Annotated in this window: 22 protein-coding genes; 9 read left to right on the forward strand and 13 right to left on the reverse strand. The window is 67.5% G+C overall.

Annotated elements, in window-relative coordinates:
- Nucleotides 1-24: 24 nt before the first annotated feature.
- Genes V5740_RS02700 through V5740_RS02735 form a run of 8 tightly spaced genes read right to left on the reverse strand, consistent with a single transcriptional unit; the run spans nucleotide 25 to nucleotide 8,619 of the window.
- On the reverse strand, nucleotides 25-1,041 hold the full coding sequence (locus V5740_RS02700) for a UDP-glucuronic acid decarboxylase family protein (protein WP_347303551.1): 1,017 nt from the start codon (nucleotides 1,039-1,041) through the stop codon (nucleotides 25-27).
- A complete protein-coding gene (locus V5740_RS02705; protein WP_347303552.1) occupies nucleotides 1,038-2,117 on the reverse strand; it encodes a glycosyltransferase in 1,080 nt (359 codons plus the stop codon). Before V5740_RS02705 ends, V5740_RS02700 begins: the two co-directional genes overlap by 4 nt.
- Nucleotides 2,114-3,199, reverse strand: a complete 1,086-nt coding sequence (locus V5740_RS02710) for a glycosyltransferase (protein WP_347303553.1) — start codon at nucleotides 3,197-3,199, stop codon at nucleotides 2,114-2,116. The genes V5740_RS02705 and V5740_RS02710 overlap by 4 nt, the downstream gene beginning before the upstream one ends.
- On the reverse strand, nucleotides 3,196-4,311 hold the full coding sequence (locus V5740_RS02715; RefSeq protein ID WP_347303554.1) for a glycosyltransferase: 1,116 nt from the start codon (nucleotides 4,309-4,311) through the stop codon (nucleotides 3,196-3,198). Before V5740_RS02715 ends, V5740_RS02710 begins: the two co-directional genes overlap by 4 nt.
- Complete coding sequence (locus tag V5740_RS02720) at nucleotides 4,308-5,384, reverse strand: glycosyltransferase family 4 protein (RefSeq protein ID WP_347303555.1); 1,077 nt, start codon at nucleotides 5,382-5,384, stop codon at nucleotides 4,308-4,310. The genes V5740_RS02715 and V5740_RS02720 overlap by 4 nt, the downstream gene beginning before the upstream one ends.
- 20 nt (nucleotides 5,385-5,404) lie before the next feature.
- Nucleotides 5,405-6,475, reverse strand: coding sequence for an NAD-dependent epimerase/dehydratase family protein (locus tag V5740_RS02725; protein WP_347303556.1), 1,071 nt, complete (start codon nucleotides 6,473-6,475; stop codon nucleotides 5,405-5,407).
- Entirely contained in the window at nucleotides 6,472-7,590 is a 1,119-nt protein-coding gene (locus V5740_RS02730) for an SDR family NAD(P)-dependent oxidoreductase (RefSeq protein WP_347303557.1), read from the reverse strand. The genes V5740_RS02725 and V5740_RS02730 overlap by 4 nt, the downstream gene beginning before the upstream one ends.
- A gap of 27 nt (nucleotides 7,591-7,617) precedes the next feature.
- Entirely contained in the window at nucleotides 7,618-8,619 is a 1,002-nt protein-coding gene (locus V5740_RS02735; protein WP_347303558.1) for a hypothetical protein, read from the reverse strand.
- 182 nt (nucleotides 8,620-8,801) lie between these two features.
- On the opposite strand from V5740_RS02735, the gene V5740_RS02740 reads away from it, so the two are divergent.
- From V5740_RS02740 to V5740_RS02765, 6 genes are read left to right on the forward strand one after another with little or no spacing between them, the layout of a single operon-like run.
- Nucleotides 8,802-9,614 (forward strand): TIGR04290 family methyltransferase, encoded by an 813-nt coding sequence (locus tag V5740_RS02740; RefSeq protein ID WP_347303559.1) that lies wholly within the window; start codon nucleotides 8,802-8,804, stop codon nucleotides 9,612-9,614.
- Nucleotides 9,611-10,534 (forward strand): beta-xylosidase, encoded by a 924-nt coding sequence (locus V5740_RS02745; protein WP_347303560.1) that lies wholly within the window; start codon nucleotides 9,611-9,613, stop codon nucleotides 10,532-10,534. The genes V5740_RS02740 and V5740_RS02745 overlap by 4 nt, the downstream gene beginning before the upstream one ends.
- 22 nt (nucleotides 10,535-10,556) lie before the next feature.
- Nucleotides 10,557-11,663 carry an inositol-3-phosphate synthase gene (locus V5740_RS02750; protein WP_347303561.1) on the forward strand — a complete coding sequence of 369 codons (1,107 nt, stop codon included), beginning with the start codon at nucleotides 10,557-10,559 and terminating at the stop codon, nucleotides 11,661-11,663.
- 9 nt (nucleotides 11,664-11,672) lie between these two features.
- Nucleotides 11,673-12,641 carry a zinc-binding dehydrogenase gene (locus V5740_RS02755; protein WP_347303562.1) on the forward strand — a complete coding sequence of 323 codons (969 nt, stop codon included), beginning with the start codon at nucleotides 11,673-11,675 and terminating at the stop codon, nucleotides 12,639-12,641.
- The gene (locus tag V5740_RS02760; RefSeq protein WP_347303563.1) at nucleotides 12,638-13,627 is read left to right on the forward strand and encodes a Gfo/Idh/MocA family oxidoreductase; all 990 of its coding nucleotides are present in this window, start codon (nucleotides 12,638-12,640) and stop codon (nucleotides 13,625-13,627) included. The genes V5740_RS02755 and V5740_RS02760 overlap by 4 nt, the downstream gene beginning before the upstream one ends.
- A gap of 10 nt (nucleotides 13,628-13,637) precedes the next feature.
- Complete coding sequence (locus V5740_RS02765) at nucleotides 13,638-13,979, forward strand: tRNA-binding protein (RefSeq protein ID WP_347303564.1); 342 nt, start codon at nucleotides 13,638-13,640, stop codon at nucleotides 13,977-13,979.
- Between the two features lie 4 nt (nucleotides 13,980-13,983).
- Here the strand turns inward: V5740_RS02765 and dprA are convergent, their stop codons facing one another.
- Together dprA and plsY are read right to left on the reverse strand one after the other, a co-directional pair.
- Nucleotides 13,984-15,078 (reverse strand): DNA-processing protein DprA, encoded by a 1,095-nt coding sequence (gene dprA / locus V5740_RS02770; RefSeq protein WP_347303565.1) that lies wholly within the window; start codon nucleotides 15,076-15,078, stop codon nucleotides 13,984-13,986.
- Nucleotides 15,075-15,674: a glycerol-3-phosphate 1-O-acyltransferase PlsY gene (gene plsY, locus V5740_RS02775; protein ID WP_347303566.1), complete on the reverse strand. Its 600-nt coding sequence runs from the start codon at nucleotides 15,672-15,674 to the stop codon at nucleotides 15,075-15,077. The genes dprA and plsY overlap by 4 nt, the downstream gene beginning before the upstream one ends.
- Before the next feature lie 58 nt (nucleotides 15,675-15,732).
- Here plsY and murI point away from each other — a divergent pair, with 58 nt between their 5' ends.
- The 3 genes from murI to V5740_RS02790 all read left to right on the forward strand — a co-directional run bounded on the left by murI (nucleotide 15,733) and on the right by V5740_RS02790 (nucleotide 18,341).
- Complete coding sequence (gene murI / locus V5740_RS02780; protein WP_347303567.1) at nucleotides 15,733-16,533, forward strand: glutamate racemase; 801 nt, start codon at nucleotides 15,733-15,735, stop codon at nucleotides 16,531-16,533.
- 102 nt (nucleotides 16,534-16,635) lie between these two features.
- The gene (gene hemA, locus V5740_RS02785; protein ID WP_347304425.1) at nucleotides 16,636-17,856 is read left to right on the forward strand and encodes a 5-aminolevulinate synthase; all 1,221 of its coding nucleotides are present in this window, start codon (nucleotides 16,636-16,638) and stop codon (nucleotides 17,854-17,856) included.
- Nucleotides 17,853-18,341 (forward strand): hypothetical protein, encoded by a 489-nt coding sequence (locus V5740_RS02790; protein WP_347303568.1) that lies wholly within the window; start codon nucleotides 17,853-17,855, stop codon nucleotides 18,339-18,341. The genes hemA and V5740_RS02790 overlap by 4 nt, the downstream gene beginning before the upstream one ends.
- Before the next feature lie 52 nt (nucleotides 18,342-18,393).
- On the opposite strand, the gene V5740_RS02795 is transcribed toward V5740_RS02790, so the two are convergent.
- The 3 genes from V5740_RS02795 to V5740_RS02805 form a co-directional block, all read right to left on the reverse strand.
- Nucleotides 18,394-19,263 carry a helix-turn-helix domain-containing protein gene (locus V5740_RS02795; RefSeq protein WP_347303569.1) on the reverse strand — a complete coding sequence of 290 codons (870 nt, stop codon included), beginning with the start codon at nucleotides 19,261-19,263 and terminating at the stop codon, nucleotides 18,394-18,396.
- Nucleotides 19,264-19,406: 143 nt separating this feature from the next.
- Complete coding sequence (locus tag V5740_RS02800; RefSeq protein ID WP_347303570.1) at nucleotides 19,407-20,609, reverse strand: type III PLP-dependent enzyme; 1,203 nt, start codon at nucleotides 20,607-20,609, stop codon at nucleotides 19,407-19,409.
- Between the two features lie 226 nt (nucleotides 20,610-20,835).
- On the reverse strand, nucleotides 20,836-22,134 hold the full coding sequence (locus V5740_RS02805; RefSeq protein ID WP_347303571.1) for a folylpolyglutamate synthase/dihydrofolate synthase family protein: 1,299 nt from the start codon (nucleotides 22,132-22,134) through the stop codon (nucleotides 20,836-20,838).
- Between the last annotated feature and the right edge of the window lie 10 nt (nucleotides 22,135-22,144).

A 22,144-nucleotide genomic window follows, 5' to 3' on the forward strand; every position in this document is an offset into this window, starting at 1 on the left:
TCCCCGGGGAAACATCGAACCGGTTCAGGCTACGCGTTGCGCGCTCAACGGTGCCGTGGCCGTCAGTTCACCCGCAAACCAGTCATAGGTATGCCGCAGTCCGGCGGCGAGCGGCGTCGTCGGTTCCCAGCCGAGCACGTTGCGCGCACGCGTGATATCGGGACGGCGGCGCTGCGGGTCGTCCTGCGGCAGGTCGTGGTAGGTCACGTCCAGCGAACGTCCGGCAACCGCCTCCATCGCGGTGACCAGTTCCAGAATTGTGATCTCGTTCTGATTGCCGATATTCACCGGCAGCGGCTGCACCATCTCGCTGTCCATCAGCCGGATCAACGCATCGACGGTGTCCGCGACATAGCAGAAGCTGCGTGTCTGCGCACCGCTCCCATAGATCGTCAGCTTCGCCCCTTCCAGCGCCTGCACGATCAGGTTGGACACGACGCGGCCGTCATCCATCCGCATCTGCGGGCCGTAGGTGTTGAAGATGCGCGCTACCCGCACATCGGCGCGGTTCATGCGGGCATAATCGAACGTCAGCGTCTCCGCCGCGCGCTTGCCTTCATCGTAGCAGGCGCGGGGGCCGGTGCAGCTGACATTGCCGCGATAATCCTCCGGCTGCGGATGGACCTCCGGATCGCCATAGACCTCGCTGGTGCTGGTCAGCAGGAAGCGTGCGCCCGCCTGCTCCGCCAGGCGCAGCAGCTGGTTGGTGCCGACCACGTTGGTCAGCATCGTGTGTTCCGGATCGGCCTGGTACAGCGGCGGGGAGGCGGCACAGGCGAGATTGTAGATATGCGTCCACCGGGCGGGATCGGCGGTGATCGCGTCGGGCAGCGGCTGCGTAATGTCCGCTTCGATGAAGGTGAAGCGGTCCCGCCCGGCCAGCCGGGGCAGGTTGGACGGCAGCGCGGTCTGCATGTTGTCGATGCAGGTCACATTGGCGCCCGCATCCAGCAAAGCGGCGCACAGGTGGGACCCGATGAAACCCGCGCCGCCCGCGACCAGGATCGTGCCGCCTGCCTGTGCCTTGCCCGGGTTCCTCATGCCATAACCTTCCGTGTTGCATCCGCGCGGTCGTGCTGCCGCGCTTCAAGATCGTGTTCCAATTGGGCCGCGCGGATGGCGGCACTGTGCCCGGCCAGCACCGCGGCTCGCGCCGCCTCGCCCATGCTGCCCGCCTCCGCGTCCAGCGCCGCGATGACGTCGGCGGCGGTGTCGGCCAGTACGATCGCCTCCCCCGGCGCGAACACCTCCTCGATCCCCGGCCACCGGTCGGAGATGATGGGCGTGCCGCAGGCGCCCGCCTCGAACAGGCGGACCGATGGGCTCCACCCGGCGGCGATCATGTCGGCGCGGGTGACGTTGAGGGTGAAGCGACTGGCGGCGTAAAAAGCCGGGTGGTCCGCCGGGGGCAGATGCTCGATCCGCTCCACATTGGCCGGCCAGTCGATGTCGTCGGGATATTGCGGCCCTGCCACCACGAAGCGGCGATCCGGGCATCGGCGCGCCGGCTCCAGCAGCAGGTGTTCCAGCGTTGGCTGCCGGTCGGGGCTGTAGGTGCCGAGATAGGACAGGTCCCACCTCTTGGGAACGTCGATCGGGTGGTAGCGGCCGGTGTCGACAGAGCAGTACAGCGCGCGTGCCTGCGGCGATCCGTATTCCCGCTCCAGCCGGATCAGCGTCGGTCCGCCGGTGAAGCTGAAATAGATATCATAACCGGGGATCACCTCGGGCGAGAGGTATTCGTGGTCGCCCCGCGCCAGTTTGGCCAGCGTTACCGGCGTGTCGATGTCGTAGAAGCAGGTGACGCCCAACGCGGTCGCCTGCACCCAGTCGCCGACCGCGACCCCGTCCGGCACGTAGGAGCCGACCATCACCGCGTCCGCCGCGGCGATCTCCTCCGCCCAGCGGTCGAGATGGGCTACGCTGGAGTAGTAGGCCAACCGGCAAAAATCGGGATCGGGCAGGTCGCGGTTGCTTGCGTACCACGGCACGTCACGTTCCAGGAACAGCACCTCGTGCCCGCGTGCGGCGAAGGCGGACAGGAGCGCGCGGAAGGTGGTCGCGTGGCCATTCCCCCAGGAGGAGGACAGGCTGAGGCCGAGGACGATCAGCTTCATGCCGCCGGCTCCCGCGCACGCAGGGTGTCGAGCACCCGGTCGACCTCCACTGCGCGCCGGTCATAGGTATGTTCCGCCAGCACGCGGGTCAGCGCCGCCTGGCCGATCGCATGGGCGCGTTCCTGCGTCAAAGCGGCGATATGGTCGGCCACGTCCTGCCCGTCGCGTGCCACCAGCACCTCCGTCTCGGGCTGCAGGAACAGCTCGATCCCCTCCCACGCATCGGTGATGAGGCAGGCCGCGGCACCGGCCGCCTCGAACACGCGGGTCGCCGGGCTGAAGCCGATATGCGCCATGCTGTCGCGCGCGACATTCAGCACGGTGCGCGGCGTGCAGTTGAAGGCGTTGTGCGATCCGGTGCCGACATGGCCGATCGCGCGGACATTGGCCGGCATCGCCTTGTCGTGCCAGCCATTGCCGCCGATCGTGAACTGCCGATCCGGCAGCAGACTGGCGGCGCGTAGGAAGAACTCCTCCACGCGGCACTCCCGGTCGGGCAGGCGATTGGCGAGGAAGCCCATGTCACCGGCAAAGCGTGCGTCGGGCGGGACGGGGAAATGCGTGGCAGGGTCGAGCGCGTTGTAGATCGGTACGCACAGCTTCGCGCCGAACCCCTCATACGCGTTCACCACCGGCGGCCCGCCGCCATAGGTGAACACCAGGTCGAGATCGGGCAGCGCGGCGCGCACCGGATGATCGGGGCTCCCGCGCATCTCGTCCAGCGTGGCGGCGGCGTCCACGTCCCAGAAGATCTTCAGGGCATGGGGCGCGGCATGGCGGACGATCCCCTCCAGCAGCTCCCTGTCGAACACGCCCACTCCATTCGCCTTGACCACGATATCGGCCTGCGACGCTTCTGCTAGGGCCTCCGCCAGCGCCTCCTGCGTGGCGGGATAGACGACGCTGCGGCACCATTCGGGCGGGTCGATGTCGCGGTGCTGCTGCCGGTCGAAGGCGTCGGGTTCGTAGAAGGTGATCTCATGGCCGCGCTTCGCCAGCGCATGCAGGATGCCCCGATAATAGGTCGCCGCCCCGTTCCAGTATGAGGACAGCAGGCTGGAGCCGTAGAAGGCGATCTTCATGCTTGTATCCTTTCGGCGCCGGCTTCGATGCCGAGCGTGGCGGCGATCGCCAGCAGCTCGTCCACCCGGTGGGCGCAGGTGTGGCGGGCGCGGATCGTCTCCAGCCCGTTGGCGACCAGGTTGGCGCGCAGGGCCGGGTCGGAGGCGAGGGCGGCCAGGTGCCGGGTCATGGCAATTTCGTTGGTGGCGACGAGATAATCCTCTCCGGGTCGGAACAGGTGCTCGCTATCCTGCCATGGCGCGCTGACCAGCGGGATGCCGCAGGCCAGCGCCTCGAACACGCGGATGGTCGGGATGCCCGGCAGTACGGTGGTGTAGAACCGGCGCGGCACATGCACAGTGGCGAGGTGCCGGGCGAAGATCTCGGGCGCCAGCGCGTTGGGCGCCCAGCCGTGGTAACGGACGCCATAGCGGGCGAGGGTTGCCTTCGCCTCCTCCGGGTAGCGTACGCCGTAAATATCCAGCGGTAGCGAGGCGGTGCGGGCGGGGGCAAACAGGAACTGCTCCAGCTCAGCCGTGCGTTCCCCGTCCCCCCAATTGCCGATCCAGACCAGGCCCTGTCGGTCCTGCTCCTCCGCCGGCGGGTGGAAGCGGCGGGTGTCGGCCGCCTCGTGCCAGGTCCACACCCGGCCATCCCAGCCCCAGCCGCGATAGACCTCGCTCAGCGTCTCCCCGAATGCGAGCACACCGTCGTAACCTGTGAGGTCATAGGCCTGCATCTCCGCCGGGGCGCTGACGGCGCGATGATGGGTGTCGTGAAACAGCAGACGGAACGGCGCGCCGTCCTTGCGCAGCTTGCCGATGGCGGCGACCAGCTGGTGTTCGTTCCATTCGTGCACGATCACCAGGTCGGCCCCGTCCACCAGTGCGGCAAGATCGGCATCGGTGGCATAGGTGGTGGAGGACAGGTCGGGATAGAGCCGCTGCCACGGCTCCAGCCCCGCCTCGCCATGGTCGCCCAGCAGGTTGGCCAGGCTCCATGCGCCTTCCGGCTCGTAAGCAGCGACCCGGTGGCCGCGCTCCCGCAATTCATCCAGCACGCCGCGCAGGAAATGGGCATTGCCATGGTTCCAGCAGGAGGCGAGCGAATGAGTGAAGTAGACGACCTTCATGCCGCCACGCTCCGCGTCTGGAGCCGGTTGTAGATCGCCTGCATTTCGGCTGCCATCCTGTCGGGTGTGTAGCGGCGCGCGCGCTCCGCCGCGGCATCGCCCAGCGACCGGCGCTGTTCCGGCATGGCGGCAAGCGCGGTGATCGCCGCGGCGAAGCCGGCCTCGTCATCCGGCGACACGAAGGTCGCGGCACCGTCCCACAATTCGCGGAAGGTCGGGATGTCGGACAGCACCAGCGCGCAGCCGGCGGCAGCCGCCTCCAGCACCGCAAGGCCGAAGGGTTCGAAGCTGGCGGCGGACACGAAGATCGGGCGCTGCTGCAACAGCGCGTCAAGCTGCGACCGTGGCAGCGCGCCTTCGTGCCGCAGGTGGTGGAGGGTGATGGTGCCGCCATGCGGCGCGCGCGTGCTGCCGGCGGCCACGAACGGCAGGTCGATCCGTGCGGCCACCCGGTCCAGCATGGCGGCGCCCTTGACCTCGTCCCACAGGCGGCCGACCGTCAGCGCGAAAGGTGCGAGGTCCGTGTCCGCGGTGCGAACCTGCGCTTCGATCGCGCGGCCATTATGAACCACCAGCGGAAGCGCAGGCAGCGCATATGTCCGCTGCACCGCCGCCGCATAGCCGGCGCTCGGCACCACTACCGCATCCGCCGCCAGCAGGCCGTCGCGGGTCATCTGCCGGTGCCAGTCGAATGCGGGATCGAGCGGTTCGCTGCGCGCCGCCTGCCACCAGGTGGCGATGCAACTATGCGCGACAGCGACGACCGGGGCGGGCCAGCGTGCCGCGCCGACCAGCGCCGGGGAGTTGCAGTGGACCAGATCAACGTCAGCTTCCGCCGCCAGCCTGGCGATCAGGCCGGCCGCATCTACCACCGGTTGCTGCCCGTCGGCCAGCCAGTCGAGCGGCAGGCCGGTGTCGACCAGTGCGCAGCCGCCCTCTGCCGCATTGCGCGCCTGCGTGGCATCGGGCGACGGGCCCATGACGGCAATCGTCACCCGGTCGCCGCGCGAGACCAGCGCGGCAGCCAGATCGGTCGCATATTGCCAGACGCCGCCCACCGTGTCGGCGGTCATCAGGATGTGCCTGCCTTCGCTCAAAGCGCGGCGACCTGCAGCGCCGGGTTCTGACCGGCCGGGGAATGCTGCGTGGAAAGCCATGCAGCGAGGTCGCGCAGACCTTGCCGCCAGCCATGGCGCGGCGCCAGTTGCAACGCATGGTCGATGCGATCGGTGTTGGACACGTACCAGCGCTGGTCACCCGGTCGCCAGTCATCGAAGCGGACCTCCGGCTGGCGGCCCAGGATGCTGCCGATCTCGTCGATGACGGTCAGCAGGCTGACGGCATTGTCCGGCCCGCCGCCCCAGTTGAAGGCGCGGCCGCTGATCGCGTCGATGCGGTCTAGCGCCGCCAGATAGGCGTCGCAGGTATCGCGCACGTCGCAGATATCGCGCACCTGATAGCCGTCACCGAACAGGGTGATCGGCTGGTTCTGCATGGCGCGGATCAGGAAATGGGCGACCCATCCCTGATCCTCCGTCCCCTTCTGCAACTGACCATAAATGCAGCTCATCCGGAGGACAGCCGTGCGCAACCCGAAGGATCGGGCGTAGTCCAGCACATATTGATCCGCCGCCCCCTTCGAGACGCCATAGGGCGTGTGGAAGTCCAGCGGCCGATCCTCCGCCACGCCGATGAAGGGCATGTTGGGCACGTCCGGGTGGTAGCCGTGCGGGCTGGGCCGCATGGGCAGATCGGTCAGATCGCCATAGACCTTGTTGGTGGAGGCGAAGATCACCGCCGCATGCGGAGCGTTCGCACGCACCCCTTCCAGCAGGTTGAAGGTCCCGCCGATATTGATGTCGTGATCGCTGCGCGGATCGGCCATGCTGGTGGTCACCGCCACCTGTGCGGCGAAGTGGAACGCGGCATCGATCCCCTGCGTCGCAGCCATCATCCGGTCGGCATCGCGGATGTCGGCGATGACCGGTTCGATCATGTCGCCATGTCGTCCGGTCAGCCAGTCGAGATTGGCCTCCACTCCTGGACGGTTCAGCGAGTCATAGATTCGCACCCGCCGGCCCCCGGTGGCCAGCCGGTCCGCCAGGTTGGCGCCGACGAAACCCGCGCCGCCAGTGACGAGAATGGTCTGTTCGCCCGCGCTCATGCGACGAGCCCGCGGGCTTCCAGTTCGCTGCGCGCCTTCGCCACGCTGTCCACCGCGGTCTGCTGCCCCACCCATTCGGCAAGTTCGGCCAGCCCTTCCACGAAGTCGGCGCGGGCTGCGAAGCCCAGCTTCTGTTCGGACAGGCTGGTATCGCAGAAGCAATGGCGGATGTCGCCGGTGCGGGCCTTGCCGACGATCTCCGCCTCGACGGAATTGCGGTTCATCGCGCGGGCGAGGTCATGCGCGACCTCCCGCACCGAACGATCCTGCCCTGATCCGATATTGAACGTGCCGCCGACCGCTTCCGGCAGGACCAGGGCATCGGCGAAGGCGCGGGCGACGTCGCTGACATGCACGAAGTCGCGGCGCTGCTCCCCATCTTCGAAGATCATCGGCGGCTGGCCGTTCAGCAGGCGGGAGGCGAAGATCGCCAGCACGCCGGTATAGGGATTCGACAGTGCCTGACCCGGGCCGTAGACGTTGAACAGGCGCAGGCACACGCTCTCGATCCCGTATGGGTCGCCCATGATGTGGGTGGTGCGTTCCTGCACATACTTGTTCAGCGCATAGATGGAGGAAAGGGCGGGCCGCTTCCATTCGGGCGTCGCGACCGGCGCCAGCGGGCGACCGTGCGTATCCACCGGCTCCCAGTTCGCCTGCCCGTCGCGCAGCGGCTTCCTGGCGGCATCCTCCACCAGCGTACCGTCGGCGTCGCGATACAGGCCTTCGCCATAGATGCTCATAGAGCTGGCGGTGACGACGCGGCGCACCGGCTGGTCGATCAGCTTCTCAAACAGGACTGCGGTGCCAACATCGTTGGTGGAGGTGTAGCGTTCCACCTCGTACATCGACTGACCCACGCCGACCTCGGCAGCCAGGTGGATCACGCTGTCGACGCCGTTCAGCGCCTTTGCCACCTGATCCGCGTCGCGCACGTCTGCCCGAATGAACTCCGCCTCCCGATTGAGGCTGTCGGGCCGGCCGCTGTCGGGGCCGTGGACCTGTTCGATCAGGCTGTCGAGCACGCGCACCCGGTTGCCCCGGCGCAGCAATTCATCACACACGAAGCGGCCGATGAAACCCGCACCACCGGTGACCAGTACCAGTTCGCTCAAAATCTTGTCCCCCGCAATCGGCCCCGGTCAGCCCGTCCGCCCTTGCAATGGCGGGCAAGGCGGGATCATACCGGAACCGGCCCCTGCAACCAGACATAATGCTGCTTCTTCATCTAAGTTCCCCGGTGTCATCAATCCCTTAGCAGGGTGGCTGGACAGGGCCGCGGCCACCTGTGCGACCACGCCGGCCCAGTCGCCATTGCGGGGTTGCACGAACTGGCGGGTCTGCGGATACCAGCAGGACGTTTGGGCGTGCGGGTTCCAGCGCCAATCGGGCTGGTGCTTCAGCAGCACCCAGGTGGGCACGCCCATCGCCCCGGCCAGATGCGCGACCATGGTGTCGACGGTCACTACCAACTCCAGCCCGGCGATCAGCGCCGCCGTGTCCGCGATCGCAGGCGGACATCCGTGCGGATTGCGGACCGGCAGGGCGGCCGTCTCCGCACCAGGGGCAGGCATCAGCAGCGTGAAGGCGCGTGTCTGGCATAATGGGGCAAGCAAGGCGGCGGGCAGGTTGCGATCGGCATCCCAGCCGCCTGCCGCATGGCACAGGCCGATCGCGCCACTGCCCGGCCCATGCCAGCGCAGTGGCAGGTAGGGCGCGGCATGGTCATCGGGCGCCGCCTGCAGGGCGAAGGACAGATCCATGATCTCCAAGTCGCATTCGGCGGGCGGCAACGGATGGGCCGGGTCGAAGGGCTGGAACGCCATGCGGTCACGCCAGTGCGCAAACAGCGGCAGCAGTTCCGGCTGCATCTCCACAGTGACGCGCCGCGCGCGCCGGGCGAGCAATGGCAGGAAACGGGCAAACTGAATCGTGTCGCCCAGGCCGTGATAGCAGCGCACCAGCACATCCCGGCCATCCACCGGCGTTCCGTCCCACACCCAGCGCAGGTGATAGGGCAGAGCCGGGTCGTCCCGCGTTGCGGGATCGCGTGCGGCGAGCGCGCCGGCCGACAGTTGCCATGCATCGGGAAAGCGCCGGTCCCGCATGGCCTGCGTCCAGCGCTGCATCAACTTTGCTGCCATCCGCGCGACAACCGATCAAAGTAGCTGCCGGTTCCGGCCCGGAGGCTTGCCAACGGGAACAAGCAGCAACAAAGCATGTTGTCATCAACGGATTACAGGCAACCCCGCATCTCACGCGGGTTGCCGGGGCAAGGGGGAACAATGCCGCCGCAACAGGCCATTTATCAGGGCAAGGTGCCCGCATGAGCGATCGCGTCGCCGAACTGCTGCGCGCGCCCGATACGCTGCAGGCGGAGGTCGACCGCCTTGGCCCCTGGTTCCAGAACCTGCATCTGCCGCATGGCGTGCAGACCGCGCCCGATCATTTCCTGCCTGATTACCCGGCCAGCAAGTTCGCCGGCTTCGCCGCGGCGCTGCCCGATGACCTGCACGGCGCTACGGTGCTCGACATCGGGTGCAATGCCGGGTTCTACTCCTTCGAGTTCAAGAAGCGCGGCGCGGGCCGGGTGGTCGGCATCGACAGTGACGAACACTATCTGGCGCAGGCGCGCTTCGCCGCGGCGGCGCAGGGCTACACCGATGTCGAGTTCCGCAACCTTTCCGTCTACGATGTGGGTGCGCTGGGCGAGAAGTTCGACTGGGTCATCTTCATGGGCGTGCTGTATCACCTGCGGCACCCGCTGCTGGCGTTGGACCTGATCCGCGAACACGTCGCAGGCGATGCCATGCTGTTCCAGACCATGCAGCAGGGCGGGGAGGCGGAGATCGCCGTGCCGGAGGATCACCCATTCCATGTGCCGGGCACCTGGGATCCACCGGCCTATTTCGACGATCCCGGCTATCCCCGGATGCACTTCATCGAGCAGCGCTTCGCCAGCGACTGGACGAATTGGTGGGCGCCCAACATGGCCTGTAGCAAGGCGATGCTGCGCGCCGCGGGCTTCACGATCGAGGCGCAGCCTGAACCCGAAGTCTATGTCTGCCGCGTGGCCGATGTGCCGTACAGCCAGTATGGCCCGGCGGCGGTCTATCCAGCCAAAGGTACGCCAGCGTGATCGAAGCCGTGATGCTCTGGAACGAGCCCAACAATAAGTCGCACTGGAATCCGGAACTTGACCCGGACTGGTCGATCTATGCCGACACGGTGATCCGCGCCGGACGTGCGATCCGCGCTGCGAACCCGACGCTGACGCGCGTGCTGGGCGGCATGTCGCCGATCGATCCGCACTGGACCAACCGGATGCGCGCGCATGGCGCGCTGGAGGAGGTGGAGGTGGTCGCCGTCCATGGCTTCCCGCTCGACTGGAACCTGTGGCCGATCCATGCCTGGCCCGACAAGATTGCGGAGATCGAGGCCGTCGCGCCCGACAAGCAGATCTGGGCGACAGAGGTGGGCGTCGGCTCCTTCGGGGCGGAGGAGGTGCAGGTGTTCGGCGTCGAGAAGACGGCCGAGCTGCTGGTGGGCCGCATTCCCAACGTCTACTGGTATTCGCTGTTCGACCTGCCGCAGAGCTGGGGGGCGGAGACGCGCCACCGGGAGGCGGAAGGATCGAGCTATTACCGCCATTTCTACATGGGGCTGATCCGCGAAGACGGCAGCCCCAAGCCGGGGCTGGAGGCGTATCGCCCCCACGCCAGCCGGATGGGCCTGATGCAATGGTTCCACTTCCACGATCCCAGGCTGGACGATGCCGTGCGGATCATGCGCGACCTGGGCGTGCGCAAGCTGCGCACCGGCCTCAGCTGGGCGGACAGCTTCCGCCCCGGCGCGATCGACTGGTTCGACCGGCAGATGGAGGCGCTGGCGGAGTTCGACACGCTGGTCACGTTCTGCTTCACGCCCGAGCATCTGGGATTGGAAGCGCATCATACCAGTCCGGCGAAGGAACCCCAGCAATTCGCCGACTGGTGCCAGCAGATGGTGGAACGCTACGCCCCCGCAGTGACCGCGCCCCGGATCGGCGTGCCCGCATGATTATCGAAAAGGATTGCCGCTGATGCTTTCGCCTGATCCCCGCGGGATCCGTGTCGCACTCGTGGGCGTGGGCAATTGTGCCAGCTCCCTGGTGCAGGGCCTTGCCCATTACCGCAACGGCGCCAACGACCTGACCGGGCTGATGCACCAGGACCTTGGCGGCTACCGCCCGGAAGACGTGCGCGTTGTCGCCGCCTGGGACGTGGACCGGCGCAAGGTGGGGCAGGACGTGGCAGACGCGATCTTCGCCAAGCCGAACTGCACCGCCGTGTTCTGCCCGCAGGTGGAGCGGACCGGCACGATCGTGCAGATGGGCGCGGTGCTGGACGGCGTGGCCGACCACATGGCCAATTACCCGGAAGATCGCACCTTCATGGTCGCCGACGCGCCGCAGCCCGACCGGCAGGCGGTGATCGACGCCTTGCGTGAAAGCGAGGCGGACGTGCTGATGAACTATCTGCCGGTTGGTTCGCAGAAGGCGACCGAGTTCTACGCCGATTGCGCGCTGGAGGCGGGCGTCGCCTTCGTGAACAACATCCCGGTGTTCATCGCCAGCGATCCCGAGTGGGCGGAGCGTTTCCGGGCGGCGGGCGTGCCGATCATCGGCGACGACATCAAGGCGCAGCTGGGCGCCACCATCGTCCATCGAGTGCTGACGGACCTGTTCGCCAAGCGCGGTGTGAAGCTGGACCGCACGTATCAGCTCAACACCGGCGGCAATACCGACTTCCTCAACATGCTGGAACGCAGCCGGCTGGCCAGCAAGAAGGAGTCGAAGACCGAGGCTGTGCAATCCGTCGCAGCGACGCGGATGGAGGACGAGAACATCCATGTCGGCCCGTCCGACTACGTCGCGTGGCAGAACGACAACAAGGTCTGCTTCCTCAGGATGGAAGGCCAGCTGTTCGGCGGCGTGCCGATGAACCTGGAACTGCGCCTGTCCGTGGAGGACAGCCCCAATTCGGCCGGCGTCGCCATCGACATGATCCGCTGCGCCAAGCTGGCGCGCGACCGGGGCCTTGCCGGGCCGGTGCTGCCGGCGGCGGCGTTCTTCTGCAAGCATCCGCCCGAACAGATGCCAGACGATCGCGCCTACGCTGAACTCGAAACTTTCATTGCCGCGGACTGACCCCTACGCATGACCGACACGATGACAGCGGCCGTGCTCGCCGCGCCGGGCACGATTGAGCTGCGCAACGGCGTACCCTTGCCGCAGCCGGCCGAAGGTGAGGTCCGCATCCGGCTGGAAGGGTGCGGTGTGTGCGCCAGCAACCTGGAGCCCTGGGCTGGTCTTGAGTGGATGGAATATCCGCGAGAGCCGGGCGATCTGGGGCATGAGGGCTGGGGCAGGGTAGAGGCCGTGGGCGAGGGCGTGACCGACCTCGCCATCGGCGACCGGGTCGCGGCGCTCAGCTACCGCTCCTTCGCCGAGGCTGACGTGGTGCGCGCGGACATGGCGGCTAAGCTGCCGGCGGCGCTGGACGGCCAGCCATTCCCGGGCGAGCCGCTGGGCTGCGCGTTCAACATCTTCCGCCGCAGCGACATCCAGCCGGGACAGACGGTGGCGATCATCGGCATCGGCTTCCTGGGGGCGGTGCTGTGCCATCTGGCCAGCAAGGCCGGTGCGCGGGTGATCGCGATCAGCCGGCGGCAGGAATCGCTCGACCTCGCGCGTCACTATGGCGCGGCGGAGGTGATCTTCATGCACGATCACTATGCCATCATCGATCAGATCAAGGCGCTGACCCAGGAGGCGATGTGTGAGCGGGTGATCGAATGCGTCGGGAAGCAATGGCCGCTGGACCTGGCCGGCGAACTAGTCGGGTTCGGCGGGCGGCTGGTGATCGCCGGCTATCACCAGGACGGGCCGCGGCAGGTCAGCATGCAGATGTGGAACTGGAAGGGGATCGACGTCGCCAACGCGCATGAACGCGATCCCGCGGTGCAGATGCGCGGCGTGCGGGAGGCGATCGCCGCAGTGGCCGACGGCAGCTTCGACCCCGCGCCACTCTATACCCACCGCTACTCGCTGGGCCGGTTGGCCGATGCGCTGGATGCCACGCGGGACAAGCCTGACGGCTTCGTCAAAGCGCTGGTGATGTTGTGAGTCGGCCTCGGGTTGGCTTCCTCGGCACCGGCTGGATCGGCCGACACCGGATGCAGGCGATCGTCGATACCGGCATGGTAGAGGCGGCAGCGATCTGCGATCCGTCGGACGAATGTGTGGCGGAGGCGCAGGCCATCGCGCCAGCCGCAGCGGCGGTGCCGTCATTGCAGGCGATGCTCGACCTGGGGCTGGACGGGGTGGTGATCGCCAGCCCTTCCGCGCTTCACGCCGCGCAATCACTGGAGGCGTTGGGCCGCGGCGCGGCGGTGTTCTGCCAGAAGCCGCTGGGCCGCGATGCCGGTGAAGTGGCGGCGGTGATCGACGCCGCGCGCCATGCCGACCGCCTGCTGGGCGTGGACCTGTCCTACCGCCATACCGCCGCGACGGAGGCAATGGCCGGCCCGATCCGCAGCGGCGAGCTCGGCACGATCTACGCCGTCGATCTCACCTTTCACAACGCTTACGGCCCGGACAAGCCTTGGTTCTACGACCGGGCGCAATCGGGTGGCGGCTGCGTCATCGACCTCGGGGTACACCTGATCGACCTTGCGCTGTGGCTGCTTGACTTTCCGGCGGTGGAGAATGTCACCGCGCGGCTATTCGCGGGCGGCGTGCCGCTGGCGCGCGCGCCGGGGCAGGTGGAGGATTTCGCCACAGCCCGGCTGGACCTAGCCACCGGCACTGCGGTGCAGCTCGCCTGTTCGTGGAATCTGCCTGCCGGACGCGACGCGGTGATCGAGGCGGCGTTCTACGGCACCAAAGGCGCCGTGACTTTCCGCAATGTCGCGGGCAGCTTCTACGATTTCGAGGCGTTCCGCCATTACGGTACGCAGGCGCAGCCGATTGCCAACCCGCCTGATGATTGGGGCACTCGCGCCGCTGCAGCGTGGGCCAGGCAACTGGCGCAGAGCCCTGCCTTCGATCCCGCGGCCGAGCGTCTGCTGGATGTGACCCAGGTGCTGGACCGCATCTACGCCGCGGGTTAGCCTCGCACCCATGCAAGCCAAGGATCAGGTCGACTACGCCGCGTTCGAGCGGCTGGATATTCGCATCGGCACGGTCGTGGATGTCCAGCCATTCCCCAAGGCACGCAATCCGTCATGGAAGGTGCAGGTCGATTTCGGCGAGCTGGGCACCCGCTGGTCAAGCGCGCAGATCACCGCCTACACGCCCGAACAGCTTGTCGGCACGCAGGTCTGTTGCGTGGTCAACTTCGCACCTCGCAACATCGCGGGCTTCCTGTCGGAGGTGTTGATCCTGGGCGTGACCGGCGATGACGGGATGATCGTGCTGCTGTCGCCACGATCACCGGCGCCCGCGGGCAATCCCGTCCACTGATCCTCTAGCCTGCGAGCGACACCCGTCCTCCTTCGTGCCGCACCAGCCGGCCGGCGATCTCCAGTTCCAGCAGCGCCATCTGCACCGCGCCGGCGGCTTGCCCGCTCTGCCGGATCAGTTCGTCGACATGGACTGGGGCAGGGCTCATCAGCGTGGCAATGTCGTCGCCCGGCGGTGCGTCTGCGGCATCCTCCTCCGCAAAGGTGAAGGGCTGCTGCCGCTCTGCCAGGGTAGTGCGCGGCGTGCCGTCGAACCGGCGGAGCAGTTCGGCCACCTGCGCCGGATCCTGCACCAGCACCGCGCCGTCGCGGATCAGTTCGTTGGCTCCGGCGCTGCGCGGTTCCAGCGGGCTGCCGGGAATGGCCATCACCTCCCGCCCGTACTCGCCCGCCAGCCGTGCGGTGATAAGGGAGCCCGATTGCGGCGCCGCCTCGACCACCAGCGTCCCGAGCGCCAGGCCGGCGATGATGCGGTTACGGCTGGGAAAGTGGCTGCCGCGCGGCTCCGTCCCCACCGGCTGTTCGGCGATCAGCAGGCCATCGCTGGCGATGCGTTCCTGCAACTCGCGATGCTGCGGCGGGTAGGCGATGTCGATGCCGCTTGCGATGACGCCGATCGTATGCGGGAAGGCGCCTTCATGCGCTGCGCCGTCGATCCCGCGCGCCAGACCTGACACCACCGCAAAGCCTTCTGCCGCCAGCGCGGCGCCGAACTCGCGCGCGATCTGTACGGCGGCGGCGCTGGCGTTTCGCGCGCCGACCACCGCCACCGCCGGTTGAGAGGCGAGCGCCAGCCGACCGCGGAAGGTCAGGATCGGCGGGGCGGCGGGCGCCTCCGCCAGCAGGCGCGGATAGTCGGGCTGGTCGTGGAAGAGGTAGCGCGCACCGGCACGGCGGATACCGGCCACCTCCCGCTCAATCCGGTCGGTTGGGGCGGCGACATAGGGTCGGCCGCCGCGGCGGGCGAGATCGGGCAGGGCATCGATCGCCGATTCCGCCGTGCCAAATCGGCCGAGCAGCTGACGGTAGGAGACCGGCCCGATGTGCGGTGAGCGCAGCAGCCGGATGCGGGCAAAGGCCTCAGCCTGCGACAGGCTCATCCCTTGCTGCCGATGCGCGGCTCCGTCCCGTCCATCAGGCGGGCGATGTTGGCGCGGTGGCGCAGCAAGGTAATGACCAGCAGCGCGGCCAGCACCGGCAGGTAGATCGTGTAGCCGAAAGCGAGCGCCGCCAGCGGTGCGGCAACCGCAGCGGCCATGCCGCCCAGGCTGCTGATGCGCGACAGCTTGGCGACGGCCAGCCAGGTGACGATCACCGCCAGGCCGATGGTCCAGTGCAGGCCCAGCGCGATGCCGATCAGCGTCGCCACGCCCTTGCCTCCCTTGAACCCCAGCCAGACAGGGAAGCAATGGCCCAGGAACGCACCCAGCGCCGCCCAGTCCTCCCCCGCGCCCCACAACAGCATGGCGGCGGCGATCGCGGCCCAGCCCTTCAGCGCGTCCAGCACCAGTGTGGCGGCCGCGATCCCCTTGCCCGCGGCACGCAGCACGTTGGTGGCGCCGATATTGCCGGATCCGACATCGCGCACATCGCCCCTGCCGGCGGCACGCACCAGCAGCAGGCCAAACGGGATGGATCCGAAGAAATAGCCGAGCAGCAAGGCGAGCAGGGCCGTGGTACCAAGGGGCAGCGTCATGCCCGCTCCTTTAGCGGCTCGCTTGCAATTCGGCAGGGGCAAAATAAGCCGGGCGGGCATGCAGCCATCTTCAGACGCGCCCATCCTGTTGTTCGATTCCGGCATCGGCGGCCTGACGGTGCTGGCGGAGCTGCGCCGGCTGCTGCCCGGTGCACCGGTGCTGTATGTCGCGGACAACGCCGGGTTGCCCTATGGCGAGAAGACGGAGGCGCAGATCGCCGCGCGGGTAGCCGGCCTGCTGGGGCGGCTGTCCGAACGCTTCGCCCCGCGGCTCATCACCATCGCCTGCAACACCGCCAGCACCATCGCCCTCAGCTCCGTCAGGGACGTGTTGCAGGTGCCGGTGGTCGGCACGGTGCCCGCGATCAAGCCGGCGGCTGCGCTGACCCGCACAGGCACGATCGGCCTGCTGGGCACCGCTGCAACCGTGCGGCAGGCCTATGTCGATCAGTTGGAGGCTGAGTTCGCGGCGGACAAGCGCCTGCTCCGGCATGCAGCGCCCGGCCTGGTGCAGGCGGCGGAGGCACGCCTGCGCGGGGTGGCGGTGGACGAGAGCGCGATTGCCGCCGCAGTGGCGGGTCTGCGTGACCAGCCCGGCGGCGATTCGATCGACACGGTGGTGCTCGCCTGCACGCATTTCCCGTTGCTGCTGGACAGATTGTCCCAGGCATTTGGTGCGGAGGTGCGCTTCGTGGATGGTGCGGCCGGCATCGCCCGGCGCATCGCGCATCTGCTGGAAGATCAATCGTTCATCCGTAAATCACCCGATCGCGCCCTGTTTACTGGCGATCATGCTGGTGGAGCCGCGCTGGAGGCGGCGCTCTTGTCCTACGGCATCGAACAGAATGACCGATTTTAACGCGAATCCGTCGCAAACTCCGTGCTTTGAACGCCTTGGCGAAGGGTTTACATGGACGGCGGAGAGCCTGCCCTGAAATCCCGCAATGCACGGACCGATCCGCTGAATTACGATCTGATCTTCGACAAGGCCATCGACCGCCTCCATTCGGAAGGCCGGTATCGCGTCTTCATCGATATCCTGCGCAACAAGGGCGCCTATCCCAATGCGCGCTGCTTCGCCGGGCATAATGGGCCCAAGCCGATCACCGTATGGTGCTCCAACGACTACCTCGCCATGGGGCAGCACCCCAAGGTCGTCGCCGCGATGGAAGAAGCGCTGCACGATGTGGGCGCGGGCAGCGGCGGCACGCGCAATATCGGCGGCAACACCCATTACCACATTCAGCTGGAACGAGAGCTGGCCGACCTCCATGGCAAGGAAGCGGCGCTGCTGTTCACCAGCGGCTATGTCTCCAACGACGCCACCCTGTCGACGCTGGCCCGGCTGCTGCCCGGCTGCGTGATCTTCTCCGACGAGTTGAACCACGCCAGCATGATCGCCGGCATCCGCAATTCCGGGTGCGAGAAGCGGGTGTTCCGCCACAACGACGTGGCCCACCTGGAAGAGCTGCTGGCGGCGGAAGATGCATCCGTGCCCAAGCTGATCGCCTTTGAAAGCGTCTATTCCATGGATGGCGACGTGGCGCCGATCCACGCGATCTGTGACCTTGCCGAGCGGTACAATGCGCTGACCTATATCGATGAGGTGCACGCCGTCGGCATGTATGGCGAACGCGGCGGCGGTATCTCCGAACGGGACGCGGCCGCTCACCGGATCGACATCATCGAAGGAACGCTGGGCAAGGCGTTCGGCGTGATGGGCGGCTACATCGCGGCGGACCAGCGGATCGTGGACTGCATCCGCTCCTACGCCCCGGGCTTCATCTTCACGACCTCGCTCAGCCCCGTGCTGGTGGCGGGCGTGCTCGCATCGGTGCGGCACCTGAAGGCATCGGGGGAGGAGCGCGCGGCGCAGCAGGCGGCGGCGGTCATGCTGAAGGCGAAGTTCCGCGACGCCGGTCTGCCGGTGATGGACAGCACCACGCATATCGTGCCGCTGATGGTGGGCGATCCGGTCCGCGCGAAGCGGATCAGCGATATCCTGCTGGCGGAATACGGCGTCTATGTGCAGCCGATCAACTTCCCGACGGTACCCCGCGGGACGGAACGGCTGCGCTTCACGCCCGGCCCGGCGCATACCGAAGCGATGATGACCGATCTCACCGCCGCCCTGGTGGAGATTTTCGACCGGCTAGAACTCAGCCTGCAACAGGCGGCATGATGCTGCGCACCGCCGTCGTCTTGGCCGTGTCCATGGCCGGCGGCGGGGCCATGGCGCAGGAAAGTGCCGTGCCCCGGCCCGCCCCATCTGCGGAAAGGCTGGAACTGGCGCGCGCGGTGGCGGCAAACGGCCTCCTCATATCGTTGATCCCCGTGCAGACCCGGGGCGAGATCGACGGCATGATCGCGGAGAACCCCGACCTGACCGCGGCCGAGCAGGCCCGGTTGCGCGAAATCGGGCAGGAACAGGCAACAGCGCTTGAGGAGCGGGTGCTGGCGGCCGACGCCGCGGCGCTTGCGACTCACCTGTCAGCGGACGATCTGCGCGTCATCGCCGCGTTCGAGCGGACGGAAGCCGCCGCCCGGCGACGCGCCGCCATGCCGGCCATCATGGTGGAAACAATGCAGGCGCTGGGGGAGGTTGATTACGGCAATGGCGTGAAAGCGGCGTTCTGCGCTGAGACCGCCAGGCTGTGCGGCGGCTAAGCCAGCGAAGCCGGCGACAGGTACCCAGCATTTCATTCCCGGACATGGGGCATCAACCCACCAGCACCACAGGCACGTAGATGTCGGTGCGTTGGGCCAGTGGATCGACCTCCTCCGGATCGTCGAGATAGTGCAGCAGCAGGGGGCGGCCGGCCAGCTCAACGTCCGGGCTCACCAGTACCAGGGCGACCACGCGGTCGATCACTGTCGGCAGGCCGTCCAGATCGCCAATCGCCCGAGCGGTGACGAACAGACCCGGCTGAACAGGGGTCAGTGCCTGTTTTCTCAAGGCGGAGCGGCCGTCCAGCGTCAGCCGCAGCGCCGCGTCGTGCAGCTGTGCGGGAGGCTCCTCGAACAGCTCGTCCGACAACGGCATGCCAAGGATGGCGGCGACACCGCCCGGTCCGCCAACCTGTTTGAACAAGGCCGTGTACACCTCGTTCAACTTCATCGGATCGCCGTGATGGCGGGACACCAGGACCTCGAAGGGCAGTGTACGGCAGGCCTCGATCGAGAGCAGCGGCGGGGTGCTGTCGGCCTGTGGCGGCGCGAATACGGCGAAGGCGGCGTCCAGCCGTTCGGGATCACGCCGCAACTCCGTCGCCGGTGCCGCCCCCAGGCTGCGTAGCGCCTTGGCCAGAGCCTGGCTGCTGCCATAGCCGGTTTCGTGCGCAATGGCGGTGACGCTGCCTGTGTCGCGCAACCTGACGGCGGCATGAGCCGCGCGCAGGCGGCGCTGCGTTTCCCCAGGTGTTTCGCCCGTGACCAGGCGATAGGCACGATGGAAGTGATAAGGGGAGAATGCCGCCGCAGCGGCCAGCTCGGCAAGACTTGGAGTCTCGCCGGCTGCGATCCGCTGCGTCATCAGGGCGACCGCACGCTCCATTCGCGCCAGCAATCCATCCGCCTGTGTACCGTCCATTGCGTCTCTCCTGCCGTCATCAGGTGGCAGGATCGCGCAAGGTTCAGGGCGTGTCGTGTCCGATCTTGCGGAAAAGCGGATGGCGGACACAGAAAGGGGCGCCCGGCCTGATAGCCGGACGCCCCTGTTCGATCAGGTACCGATCAGCGGAGACTGACGACGTTGTTGGTCTGCGCGACCTTCAGCTCGCCGGTGTACAGGCTCGCCATCGGCTCGTCAGTGACGACCACCGCCTCCGCCGCGCCAAAGCCGTTGAAGCCGGTCTTCATCGCCGCGCCATAGGCGCCGAGCATGCCGATCTCGATATAGTCGCCGGCCTGGATGTCGGCCGGCAGGTCGAACGGACCCTTCATGTAATCGGCATCGTCGCAGGTCGGGCCATAGAAGGCGAAGTCGGCCAGCGGCTGCGTCAGGTCGTCCTCCAGCGCGCGTACCGGGAAACGCCAGTCCACATGGGCGGCATCGAACAACGCGCCATAGGCGCCATCATTGATGTACAGTTCCTCGCCCCGGCGCTTCTCCACTCGCACGATCACGCTGGAATATTCCGCGGACAGCGCCCGGCCGGGCTCCGCCCACAACTCCGCATTGTAGCTGATCGGCAGCGATTCGAAGTGGCGGTGGATGATTGCGAAGTAATCTTCCAGCGGCGGCGGCGTCATGCCTGGGTAGGCGGAGGGGAAGCCGCCGCCCACGTCGATGATGTCCACCGTGACCGACGCCTGCACGATCGCCGCCCGCACCCGGTCCAGCGCCTGGACATAGGCGAACGGCGTCATCGCCTGACTACCAACATGGAAGCAGATGCCCAATGCGTCGCAATGCTGGCGGGTCGCCTGCAGCAACGGCGCGGAATCAGCGAGGTCGCAACCGAACTTGGAGGCGAGACTGAGCTCCGAATGTTCGGAGGAGACGCGCAGCCGCACCAGCAGGTTTAGGTCTTCCGCCGGAGTGCCATCCGCGGCAGAGGTCGCCGCGACGATCTTCTCCAGCTCCTCCAGGGTGTCGAGGCTGAAGGTGCGTACGCCATGCTGGTGGTACGCTTCGCGAATGGCGCCAGCGGTCTTCACCGGGTGCATGAAGCACAGGGTCGCCTGCGGCAGCAGGCTGCGCACCATGCGCACTTCCGCGATGGAGGCGACGTCGTAGGTGCGGATGCCATTGTCCCACAGCAATTGCACGAGATCCGGCGAAGGGTTGGCCTTCACCGCATACATCGTGGTGCCGGGGAACTTCTGCGCAAAGAACCGGGCCGCCCGCGCCGCAGCATGCGGGCGGTTCAGCATCACCGGTTCGTCCGGAACGAGGTCGCGGACTACAGACCGTGCGTCAGGATAATGGTGCAATTCAAGGGACCCCCAAACGTGTTGTTTGACAAGGCTGCCTTGCGGTTAGGAAGTCCCCATGGGGCAGCGGAGGCGCGCATATAGGGCTGATTCCGCGTGACGCAAACGCTTTTTATGTGACAGCGAAAAGCCATGCCTAACCAGTGGTTTGCCGCGCACGATGTTCCGTGCCGGACGGCGGATCGGGGCATCACCAGGATGGGATGAACTGCCGTTCCCGCCTGTCTCAGTCGGGCACCTCGCCATTGTCGGCCAGCACCTTGCCTGCGAGATAAAGCGATCCGGCGATCAGCGCCGGCAAGCCATCCTGCGGCAGTGCGGTTAGCGCATCCGCCACTTCGCCGAACCAGCGTGCCCCATCGCCGTAGGCCGACGTTTCGTGCGCGGCGCTGCCCGCGATCGGCACCGCCGACAGCGTGGCGATGCTGCCTGCGAGCGGTGCGATGATGGCCTGCGGGTCGCGGTTGGCCAGCATGCCGATCACCAGATGCACCCGCTGCCCCGCGAAGTGGCGGGCGATGGCGGCGCCGGCATCGGCATTGTGCCCGCCATCCAACCAGATCGCACGATCCGGCGCGATTGCGGTCAGCGGGCCGGCGCCGAGCAGTTGCAGCCGGGCCGGCCAGCGCGCCGCGCGGATACCCTGCGCCAGCGAGGCGGCGGGAACGGCGATGCGGTCCTGGTGGCGCAGCATCGCCACGGCGAGCGCCGCATTGTCCGCCTGGTGCCGACCGGGCAGGGCAGGCAGCGGCAGGGTCAGCGCGCCATGCCGGTCCCGGTACTCGATTGTGTCGTCAGTGATTTCGGCCCACCAATCGTGCCCGCGCATGTGCAGGGGCGCCCCGGCGTCGGCACACAGGCGCTGGATCTCCAACTCCATCCCTTGCGGGTAGGACTGCGTCACCATGGGCGAACCGGCGCGGGCAATGCCCGCCTTCTCGTAAGCAATGCGTACCAGCGGCTCTGCCGGGGCGCCATCCTCCGGCACCAGCAGGAACGCCTCGTGATCGAGGCCAAGGCTGGCGATGGCGGTGGCGGCGGGGTGTTCCAGCACGTTCGTGGCGTCGAGCCGCCCGCCCAGGCCTACCTCGATCACGCAGGCATCGGCCGGATGCCGCGCGAAGGCAAGGAAGGTGGCGGCGGTGGTCACCTCGAAGAAGCTGGGCTGCAGGTCGGCGGCGCAATCCAGCACCTCCGCCAGCAGGCGTGCCAGCAGCGCATCGTCGATCAGCCGCCCCGCAAGTCGGATGCGTTCGTTGTAGCGAACCAGATGGGGCTTGGTCGCGCTGTGGACGGTCAGCCCCTCCGCCTGCAGCATGGCGGTAAGGTATGCGCAGGTCGAGCCCTTGCCGTTCGTGCCCGCGACATGGAGCACCGGCGGCAGATGCAGTTGCGGCTCGCCAAGCCGGCGCAGCAACTCGCGCACGACCTCCAGCCCCAGGCGCCCAGTCGGCAGGCTGAGCGCTGCCAACCGGTCCAGCTGTGCCTGTACCGCCGGATCGCTGGAGGCGGCGAAGTCCTTCATGCGAAGGTGG

This window comes from Croceibacterium sp. TMG7-5b_MA50, from assembly GCF_039830145.1.
Taxonomy (GTDB): Bacteria; Pseudomonadota; Alphaproteobacteria; order Sphingomonadales; family Sphingomonadaceae; genus Croceibacterium.

Coding starts and splice junctions, on each gene's coding strand:
- V5740_RS02700 (WP_347303551.1), bottom strand. CDS start 1,041: ATGAGGAACCCGGGCAAGGCACAGGCAGGCGGCACGATCCTGGTCGCG.
- V5740_RS02705 (WP_347303552.1), bottom strand. CDS start 2,117: ATGAAGCTGATCGTCCTCGGCCTCAGCCTGTCCTCCTCCTGGGGGAAT.
- V5740_RS02710 (WP_347303553.1), bottom strand. CDS start 3,199: ATGAAGATCGCCTTCTACGGCTCCAGCCTGCTGTCCTCATACTGGAAC.
- V5740_RS02715 (WP_347303554.1), bottom strand. CDS start 4,311: ATGAAGGTCGTCTACTTCACTCATTCGCTCGCCTCCTGCTGGAACCAT.
- V5740_RS02720 (WP_347303555.1), bottom strand. CDS start 5,384: ATGACCGCCGACACGGTGGGCGGCGTCTGGCAATATGCGACCGATCTG.
- V5740_RS02725 (WP_347303556.1), bottom strand. CDS start 6,475: ATGAGCGCGGGCGAACAGACCATTCTCGTCACTGGCGGCGCGGGTTTC.
- V5740_RS02735 (WP_347303558.1), bottom strand. CDS start 8,619: ATGGCAGCAAAGTTGATGCAGCGCTGGACGCAGGCCATGCGGGACCGG.
- V5740_RS02740 (WP_347303559.1), top strand. CDS start 8,802: ATGAGCGATCGCGTCGCCGAACTGCTGCGCGCGCCCGATACGCTGCAG.
- V5740_RS02750 (WP_347303561.1), top strand. CDS start 10,557: ATGCTTTCGCCTGATCCCCGCGGGATCCGTGTCGCACTCGTGGGCGTG.
- V5740_RS02755 (WP_347303562.1), top strand. CDS start 11,673: ATGACCGACACGATGACAGCGGCCGTGCTCGCCGCGCCGGGCACGATT.
- V5740_RS02765 (WP_347303564.1), top strand. CDS start 13,638: ATGCAAGCCAAGGATCAGGTCGACTACGCCGCGTTCGAGCGGCTGGAT.
- dprA (WP_347303565.1), bottom strand. CDS start 15,078: ATGAGCCTGTCGCAGGCTGAGGCCTTTGCCCGCATCCGGCTGCTGCGC.
- plsY (WP_347303566.1), bottom strand. CDS start 15,674: ATGACGCTGCCCCTTGGTACCACGGCCCTGCTCGCCTTGCTGCTCGGC.
- murI (WP_347303567.1), top strand. CDS start 15,733: ATGCAGCCATCTTCAGACGCGCCCATCCTGTTGTTCGATTCCGGCATC.
- V5740_RS02790 (WP_347303568.1), top strand. CDS start 17,853: ATGATGCTGCGCACCGCCGTCGTCTTGGCCGTGTCCATGGCCGGCGGC.
- V5740_RS02795 (WP_347303569.1), bottom strand. CDS start 19,263: ATGGACGGTACACAGGCGGATGGATTGCTGGCGCGAATGGAGCGTGCG.
- V5740_RS02805 (WP_347303571.1), bottom strand. CDS start 22,134: ATGAAGGACTTCGCCGCCTCCAGCGATCCGGCGGTACAGGCACAGCTG.